This is a genomic window from Mesorhizobium sp. M7A.F.Ca.US.007.01.2.1 (assembly GCF_003998165.1).
GTDB classification, from domain to species: Bacteria; Pseudomonadota; Alphaproteobacteria; order Rhizobiales; family Rhizobiaceae; genus Mesorhizobium; species Mesorhizobium ciceri.
This window is the reverse complement of the sequence record NZ_RZQP01000007.1, coordinates 57,123-65,753: the sequence shown is the minus strand read 5'-3', so window position 1 is coordinate 65,753 and position 8,631 is coordinate 57,123. Positions and strand designations below refer to the sequence as shown.

The 8,631-nt window shown below is 63.1% G+C and carries 7 protein-coding genes; 5 read left to right on the top strand and 2 right to left on the bottom strand.

All coding sequences use genetic code 11. The features are described from left to right. From EN949_RS02605 to EN949_RS02585, 5 genes are all read left to right on the top strand, one after another. The coding region (locus EN949_RS02605; protein ID WP_127371625.1) for a UTRA domain-containing protein at window positions 1-518 on the top strand (518 nt) is incomplete at its 5' end. Between the two features lie 29 nt (window positions 519-547). Next, on the top strand, window positions 548-1,846 hold the full coding sequence (locus tag EN949_RS02600) for a hypothetical protein (protein ID WP_164769984.1): 1,299 nt from the start codon (window positions 548-550) through the stop codon (window positions 1,844-1,846). Between the two features lie 197 nt (window positions 1,847-2,043). Continuing rightward, the gene (locus tag EN949_RS02595) at window positions 2,044-3,054 is read left to right on the top strand and encodes an ABC transporter substrate-binding protein (RefSeq protein WP_164745972.1); all 1,011 of its coding nucleotides are present in this window, start codon (window positions 2,044-2,046) and stop codon (window positions 3,052-3,054) included. A 109-nt stretch (window positions 3,055-3,163) separates the two neighbouring features. Next, on the top strand, window positions 3,164-3,931 hold the full coding sequence (locus tag EN949_RS02590; protein WP_027160903.1) for an ABC transporter permease: 768 nt from the start codon (window positions 3,164-3,166) through the stop codon (window positions 3,929-3,931). Window positions 3,932-3,941: 10 nt separating this feature from the next. Then, window positions 3,942-4,721, top strand: coding sequence for an ABC transporter ATP-binding protein (locus EN949_RS02585; RefSeq protein ID WP_027160902.1), 780 nt, complete (start codon window positions 3,942-3,944; stop codon window positions 4,719-4,721). Between the two features lie 26 nt (window positions 4,722-4,747). Here the strand turns inward: EN949_RS02585 and EN949_RS02580 are convergent, their stop codons facing one another. Next, window positions 4,748-6,640: an ABC transporter ATP-binding protein gene (locus EN949_RS02580; RefSeq protein WP_127367309.1), complete on the bottom strand. Its 1,893-nt coding sequence runs from the start codon at window positions 6,638-6,640 to the stop codon at window positions 4,748-4,750. Further along, window positions 6,640-8,499 (bottom strand): ABC transporter ATP-binding protein, encoded by a 1,860-nt coding sequence (locus EN949_RS02575; protein ID WP_127370717.1) that lies wholly within the window; start codon window positions 8,497-8,499, stop codon window positions 6,640-6,642. The genes EN949_RS02580 and EN949_RS02575 overlap by 1 nt, the downstream gene beginning before the upstream one ends. Between the last annotated feature and the right edge of the window lie 132 nt (window positions 8,500-8,631).

Below are 8,631 nucleotides of genomic sequence, written 5' to 3'. Positions count from 1 at the left end.
CCTTCATCGCGCCACCGCGGCCACAGTCGACGCTGATCGAGATCAACAACATCGCAGCCGAGATCGTCGAGCGCGGCAACAGACATCGTTCCGAAGTCCTCGTCCTCGAAACCATCATGCCGACAAAAGAGCTGGCGCTGTCGTTCGAATTTCCAAAGCGCGTCTCGATCTATCATTCCGTCGTCGTCAATTTCGAGAACGATCTGCCGGTGCAACTCGAAGAGCGCTTCGTCAATCCGAGCCTTATCCCCGACTATGACAAGCAGGATTTTTCGAAGACGGCGACCTATGACTACCTCATGCAGAAAACCCCGGTGACCGAGGTCGAGCATATCATTTCCGCCATCCCGGCGGATGCCGAGACGGCGCGGCATCTGGGCATCGATGTCGGCGCCTGCTGCCTTTTCCTGCACCGCCGGACATGGACGGGCGCGGTGGTGGCGACGATCAGCAAGCTGACTTATGCCGGCAGCCGCTACTCGCTCGGCAGCCGCTATTCCCCTTCAAAAAGCAGCTGACGGAAGCAGGTCGAATGCAAGAGCGACAGATGACGCCGGCACCGAGCCGCACGGCGCGGATCCGGGCACTCGCGCAGCATGATGTTGCCGAAGCACAAAGCGCGCTGGCGGCATTGCTGGGCGACCTGTTCGCGATGCGCCCCCGCAATGTCCGCATCAACTTCGATAAATACAGCCTCAATTCGTTGAACGGCTTCTTCGAGGACGACGGCAAGGCCTACTTCTTCAAGTTCCATCAGGAGGAGCGGGAAGAGGCGATGACGGGCGAGTATTACCGCGCCGAGATTCTGTCGCGCGCCGGCCTGCCGGTTGATCAACCCGTGCATATGTCGGCCCAACCGGGCGAGCAGATCCTTGTCTATCGGCGGCGCACGGATCCGAGGTTTTCGGATGTGCTGTTCGCGCTGGATGCGCAGGACGATGCCGGCAAACGGCGAGAAGCCGTTCTTGCCGAGCGCGACCTGTCGGCCAGGCTGCTCAAGGTCTATCTCGAAACGCTGCATCCGGTAACCGTCGAGGAGGTGGCGGCGGAACCGATCCACAGGCTGTTTCATGAGCGGCTGATCGATGCCGAGACACGCTTGTCGCCAGGCGGCCGGCTGGCCGATTTCTATGTCGGCAAGCCGTTCGTCTTTCCCGATGCCGAGCTGGATTGGGATCGGTTTTCCCGGCTGAAATTCGTCATCAATGGCGAGCAGTACACCGACAGCGTCGGTGAGCTTTTCGATGCCGCCGCAGTGCGCTTGCGGCCGGACCGGCTTGCCGATGCAGGCGGCGTGGTCGCGCATGGCGACGCCCACAACGCCAATGTCTGGTACACGGCGAAGGCGGGGAGGGCGGAGCTGTCCTTCTTCGATCCTGCCTTTGCAGGCTCGCATATCCCGACGCTGCTGGCGGAGGTGAAGGCGACGTTCCACAACATCTTCGCCCACCCGTTCTGGCTCTATGATCCGGCGACCGCGACCGAGGCTTTTCGCGCCCATGCGCGGCTGGACGGAAACCTGCTCCATGTCGACACGGACTGGGACCTGAGCCCGGTCCGCCGCGACCTGCTGGAGGTCAAGGCCACAGCGCTGTGGCGGCCATTGCTGCTTGAGCTCAAACGGCGCGGCATGCTGCCGGCCGATTGGCGCGCGGTGCTCCGGGCCGGTCTCTTCCTGTCGCCGACGCTGGTCATGAACCTGCGCGCCGGCGCACGCAGCCACACGCCGGTTTCTTCCCTTATTGCCTTTTCGGTGGCGGTCATGGTCGGCAGCGAACCTGTTGCCGGAACCGATCGGGTGACCGATTTTCTAGACCGGATCGATCCCGGAGCGCGTAAAAATTGAGTCTTTCCAACTTGTATATGCATGTATGTATTTTAGCCTTGACATCCGCTCCCGCTGACGCTGAAATATCCGCGCACTTCACCATGAAGTGGCAGGTAAGACGCCGAGGCACAGTGCCGCAAGAGCAGAAACCCGCAGTCTCACCGGACCGGCTACCTCAGTCAGAAAAAGCGGTCCGATCATCAAGGGGAACAAGGATGATGCGTAACCTAACAGGACAATTTCGCGCGCTCGTGATGGCCGCCGCCATCGGGCTCGCCGCCGCCCCGGCGGCCTACGCGGCCGATGCGGCCATTCCCACCACGCCCGAGGCAGGAGCGTTCAAGATCGGCATCGAGCCCTGGCTCGGCTATGGCCAGTGGCATGTCGCCGAGGCCAAGGGCCTGTTCAAGACGAACGGGCTGAGCGACGTCCAGATCGTCAACTTCGCCGAGGACAAGGACATCAATGCAGCACTTGCAAGCGGCCAGCTCGACGCCGCCAACATCGCCACCCACACGGCGATGGGCATGGTTGCGGCCGGCCTGCCGGTGAAGATCGTGCTGCTGCTCGACGTCTCCATGACCGCCGACGCGATCATCGCTGGCAAGGACGTCACCTCCATCGCGGACCTCAAGGGCAAGCAGGTGGCCTTCGAGGAAGGCACGACGAGCGACATCCTGCTCAAATACGCGCTCACCAGGAACGGCATGTCGATCGACGATGTGAAGCCGGTTCCGATGCCTGCGTCCGACGCCGGCAGCGCCTTGATCGCCGGCCAGGTGCCGGTCGCGGTGACCTATGAACCGTACCTCACCGTCGCCATGGCGCAGAACAAGGACCTCAAGCTGCTGTTCACCGCCGGCGAGGATCCCGGCCTGATCAGCGACGTGCTGGTGGTGCGTGACGAGGTGATCAAGTCGCGGCCCGGCCAAGTGCTGGCCATGATCAAAAGCTGGGACGCAGCGCTCAAGGACTACAATGCCGATACGCCCGGTGGGCGCGCCATCATCGCCAAGGCTGTCGGTTCGGACGTCAAGGACCTCAACACCGCCTTTGACGGCGTGCGTTACTACTCACTCGCCGAAAACAAGGCGGCGCTGACCGGTGATTTCACCACCAAGACCTTCGCCGATGTCGAAGCCGCCGCCAAGAACGCCAAGCTGCTGCAGGCCGATGTGACGCCGGAGCAGATGATCGACCCGTCGTTCGTCAAGGCGGCGGAATGACCAAGGCCGGATCGCGGTGGTGACGCAGATGCCCGGGGAGCGTCCCGCTCAAACGGATCCGGCTCGTCCCACGAAACAGGCGAGGCGTCGCCGATCCTCCGGCATCGGCGTGCCCATCGCCAGGTCGCGCTTCCTGGTGATCGCGGTGGCCGTGTTCGTCGGGCTCGGCCTTGCCTGGTGGGCGGCGACCGGACTGGGATTGGTAAAGCCGATCTTCCTGCCATCGCCGGGCAGCGTCGCTATGCAGATCGCCAAGCTCGCGGCCGACGGCACGTTGTGGCTGGACCTCAAAGCCTCGATGTACCGTATCTCCATCGGCTTCCTCATCGCCTCGGCCCTGTCGATACCGATCGGCGTGCTGATTGGCAGTTTCCGTTCCTGGGAAGCGGCCATCGAGCCGCTGGTGGATTTCATCCGCTACATGCCGGTCGTCGCTTTCGTGCCGCTCTCCATCCTTTGGGCTGGCACCGGCGATTCGCAGAAATTCCTGATCATCTTCATCGGCACGTTCTTCCAGCAGGTGCTGATGATCATGGACAATGTAAAACGGGTTCCAGCCGATTTCATCGGCCTTGGGCGCACGCTAGGCCTGCCGGATCGCAAGATCCTGACGCGCATCGTCGTGCCCAGCGCCTTGCCGGGCATCTGGGATACGCTGCGCATCAGCTTGGGCTGGGCATGGACCTGGCTGGTGCTGGCCGAACTCGTCGCCGCCACTTCGGGGCTCGGCTATCGCATCACCGTGTCCCAGCGCTATTTCCAGACCAACACCATCATCGGCTACATCCTGCTGCTCGGCCTGCTCGGCCTCATCACCGACCAGGTGATGAAGGCGCTGGAAAAGGTGCTGTTCAAGCAAGAGGGCCGCTCGCAATGAGGTCCAGCCGATGAGCCCCAAATTGCGGATCGCCGGTCTCCACAAGAGCTTCGGCACGGGCGAACGGCGCACGGAAGTGCTGCGCGATATCAACCTCGATCTTGCCGACAACGAGTTCGTCTCCCTGGTCGGCACGTCGGGCTGCGGCAAGAGCACGCTGCTGTCGATCGTGGCCGGACTGCAGGACTTCGACGCGGGCGATCTCAGCATCGATGGCGCGCCGATCCTGCAGCCTGGTCTCGACCGTGGCGTCGTCTTTCAGTCCTACACGCTGCTTCCCTGGCTGACGGCGCGGCAGAACATCGAGTTTGCGCTCAAGGCCGCTGGTTACGATCGCCCGACCTGCCGCAGGATCGCGCTGGAGCATCTCGAACTCGTCAAGCTGTCTGGTAGTGCGGACCGCTATCCAGCCGAACTCTCGGGCGGCATGAAACAACGCGTCGCCATTGCGCGCGCGCTTTCCTACCGGCCCAAGATGCTGTTGATGGACGAGCCCTTCGGCGCGCTCGATGCCTTGACCCGGCATCAGATGCAGGAACTGCTCACCCAGATCTGGGAGGAACACAGGTTGACCGTCCTGTTTGTCACCCATGATGTGGAGGAGGCCGTCTATCTGTCGGACCGCATCGTCGTCATGGGCATCGGCCCGGGACGTATCACGCAGACATTCAACGTGGATATCGAGCGCCCGCGCCGCGAAGAGGTGATGGAAAGCCCTGTATTCATGGATCTGCAACGCGGCGTGCACAAGGCCATCCGCGAGGGGTCAAGACGCCCGGAAATGGCCTAGGCGCCTGCGGTCGTTTGCAGGCCCAATCACGTCGCCTTGCCGACTGCCGCGTCCAGTTCCAGCTCGCCTTCGGAAATGTCGTCGAACGAGGCGTAGTTCATGTTGTAGAGGCGGGCGTAGAGGCCTTTTCTTGCCATCAGCTGTTCGTGGTTGCCGCTTTCGACGATCTCGCCGTTCTGCAGCACGATGATGCGGTCGGCGCCGCGGATAGTGGCCAGACGGTGGGCGATGACCAGCCCGGTGCGGCCTTCCAGCAGCGTGATCAGCGCCTTCTGGATCAGCATCTCGGTGTAGGAATCGATGCTGGCCGTGGCTTCGTCGAGCACCAGGATCTTTGCATCCGCCACCAGCGCGCGCGCAAAGCTGATCAGCTGGCGCTGGCCCAGCGAGAGATTGCCGCCGCGCTGCTCGAGTTCGGTATCGTAGCCATCTGGCAGGTTCTCGATGAAATCGTGCGCGCCGACGGCTTGTGCGGCGCGGACCACCTCCTCGCGGCTGGCTGATGTCTTGTGGTAGCGGATGTTTTCCAGCACCGAGCCGGAAAACAGGAACGGCTCCTGCAGCACCATGGCGACCTGATCGCCGAGCGAATCCTGGGTCAGGTCACGCACATCATGGTCGCCGACCAGAACCTCGCCCGACCAGACATCGTAGAAGCGGTGCACCAGCGCCATGGAGCTCGACTTGCCCGACCCGGTCGGGCCAACAAGCGCTACGGTCTCGCCCGGGTTGACGCGGAAGGAGATGTTCTTCAGCACCGGCTGGTTCGGCCTATAGCCGAAGGTGACGTTCCTGAACTCGACCGAGCCGTCCATGTCGCGCGACAGCGCCACGGCACCGTGCCTGTCGCTGACGTCGACCGGCACGTCGAGCACTTCGGAGATGCGCTGGCCCGAAGCCATGGCGCGCTGCATGACGCTGTATTGCATGGTCAGCGAGCGGATCGGGTCGAAGAAGCGCTGGATGTAGAACAGGAACGCCACCATGACGCCGATGTCGAGGCTGTGCGAGAGCACCATCGACCCGCCGACGACGATGACAGTTGCCATGGCGATGCCGGTCAGCGTGTCGACGATCGGCACCATTACCTGCGCGTATTTCGCCGACCTCAAATGGGCATTGAGGTTGGCCAGCACCTTTTCGTCGTAGAGGTCGAAATTGACGTGCTGGCGCTCGAGGCTCTGCACCGTGCGCACGCCATGGATGCCTTCGGCCAGTGCGCCGTTGGCGATCGAGTTGGTTTCGTGCGCGGCCATGAAGGCGACCTTGGCGCGCGGCAGCCAGAAAAGGCGCACGATGAACAGCACCGGCATGGTCGACAGCGTCAGCAGGCCCAGTCGGAAATCGAGCCACAAAAGCACGCTGACAATGCCGAACAACAGCACGATGTCGCCTACCGACATCACCGATGTTTCGAGGAATTCCTGCATCGAATTGACGTCGCCCTGCAGGCGCGACATCAGCCGCCCGACCTCGGTCTTGTCCATGAAGCTCAGCGAGACCCGTTGCAGATGGCTGAACATGGCGCGGCGCAGGTCCGACAGCACGTTTTCGGCCACCTTGCCGACGACGCTTTCCTGCACATAGCTGGCGGCATAGTTGATCAGGATGATCACGGCGAAAGCGCTGATCGCGGCGATCATTACCGATTGGTCGAGCTTGCCAGCCGTCATGCCGTGGTCGATGGCGTAGCGGATGACCAGCGGGATCGCCAGTTGCGTCAGCGTGAACACCAGCACCGCGGCGAGTGAGATGAAAATCCGGTTCTGATACGGCCTCACGAAGCTCCAGATACGCCGCACGATGCGCGGGTCATAAGCTTTGCCGAAGACCTCTTCGTCGTCGCGGTGCGAGCCCACGACCGCCTTTGTCGGTGGCCCGCTGGTGTCTTCCTTCTCGTCGTCGGCCGGTGTCTGCATCACGCGGCTCCCGCCACGGGCCGCTCATCGTCCGGCCGCAACTGCAGGTCATGGAGCGCGCGGTAGCGTCCACCGAGCGCCAGCAACTCCTCATGCGTGCCGCGCTCGACGATCCGGCCGCCCTCGACGAACAGGATCTGGTCGGCATGCATCAGCGAACTCAGCCGGTGCGAGATGATGAGTGTCACGCGATCCCTGGCGAAGCGTTTCATCGCTGCCCGGATCCGCTGTTCGGTGCCGGCGTCGATGGCCGCGGTGGAATCATCGAAGACCAGCACGGACGGCCGCAGCATCAGGCTGCGGGCGATGGTCAGGCGCTGCCGCTGGCCACCGGAAAGCGACGCGCCGCGCTCGCCGACGACTGTGGTGTAACCGGCTGGGAGGCCCATGATGTAATTGTGCAATTGGGCGTACTCGGCTGCCTGCCCGATGCGGGTCTCGCGCGCCCAGGGATTGCCGTAGGCGATGTTGTTCTCGATCGAGGTGGTGAACAGGAACGCGTCCTGCTGCACGACGCCGACCGCCTTGCGCAACGATTGCAGCGTCGCGTCACGGATGTCCTGGCCATCGATGGTAATCGCACCTGAGGTGACGTCGTAGAAGCGCGGGATCAGGTGCGCGATGGTCGACTTGCCGCTACCCGGCGGACCGACGATGCCGATGGTCTCGCCGGACCTCGCCTCGAAGGAGATGCCCGACAGAGTCGGCCGGTCGCCCGCGCCCTCGTAGCGGAAGCCGACATTGTGGAAGCGCAGCACGCCATCGGTGACGACGAGATCCTTGGCGCCGGGCGCGTCCTCGATGTCGAGTTCGGCGTCGAGCAGTTCGAATAGCCGGCTGCCGCAGGTCGAGGCGCGCGCGAAGGAATTGACCATCAGCCCGAGCTGGCGCACCGGCATCTGCAGGATGGTCATGAAGGTAAGGAACTGGGCGAGCGTGCCGACGCTGATCTGACCCGCGATCACCTTCTGGCCGCCGAACCAGAGCACCAGCCCCATGGCGACCAGGAAGGAAAAATTCATGGCGCTGGTGTTGGAGACGCGGATGTCGACGCGCCGATTGGCAAGCTCCAGCGCCGACAGCTTGGCGCGGTCGAATTTGTCGAGCTCATGCCGCTGTGCCGCAAAGGCCCGCACGACGCGGATGCCGCCGAGGTTCTCATCCATCACCCGGCTCAGCACAGACAACCGCTCCTGCAACGTCAGCCAGGTGCTGCGCAGTTTGAGCTGGGTGACCGAGGACCGCCAGGCAACGAACGGCACGAAGCTCAGGCTGAGCAGCCCGAGCATGAGATCGGTGCTGATCAGGAGATAGGCGCCGACGCCGATCAGCACGCCGAGCAGGACGACGCGCAGGATGCCGGTGGAGAAGAACATGCGCACGCCGTCGAGATCGAGCAGGCCGAGCGTGATCAAATCGCCGGTGTGGACCCTGTCGTGGTAGGCGAAGCTCAGGCGCTGGATCTTCTCGTAGAAGGCGAGCCGCAGTTCATAGCCGGTGCGATGACCGACGGCCTCGCCATAGTAGTTCTGCGCCATGGTGAAGAGGCCGCGCAGGATCGAGACGACGAGCAGCGTCAGCGCCGTGTTCCACAGCGCGTGTTCCGCCGCAGCGCCGGCACCCGCGGCCATCACACCTTGCGCCTGGTCGATGGCGCGTCCCAGCAGGCGTGGAATGAAAAGCTGCAGCGTCGCGGCAATGAAGGTCGAGACGATGGTGATGGCGACCTGCCAGGGATGGCGCAGTGTCATGCGCACGATGCGAAGCAAGGTGCTGAGGCCCTTGCCCCAGGACGCTTCCGCGACGTGAGCAAACGATTTGCCGCGCTCCGGCGCGCTGCTGGTTGCTTGCGTGTTCAAGGAAAATATCCAAACCAATCCGGACGTTAGTCCGGACTAATAAAGCAGACTCAATGTGAGCGGTTGACTTGGCGCTATGTTACGCGGGTCTGGCTTGGCCCTTCAAGAGCCAATGCCGGCATCGCACTGTGC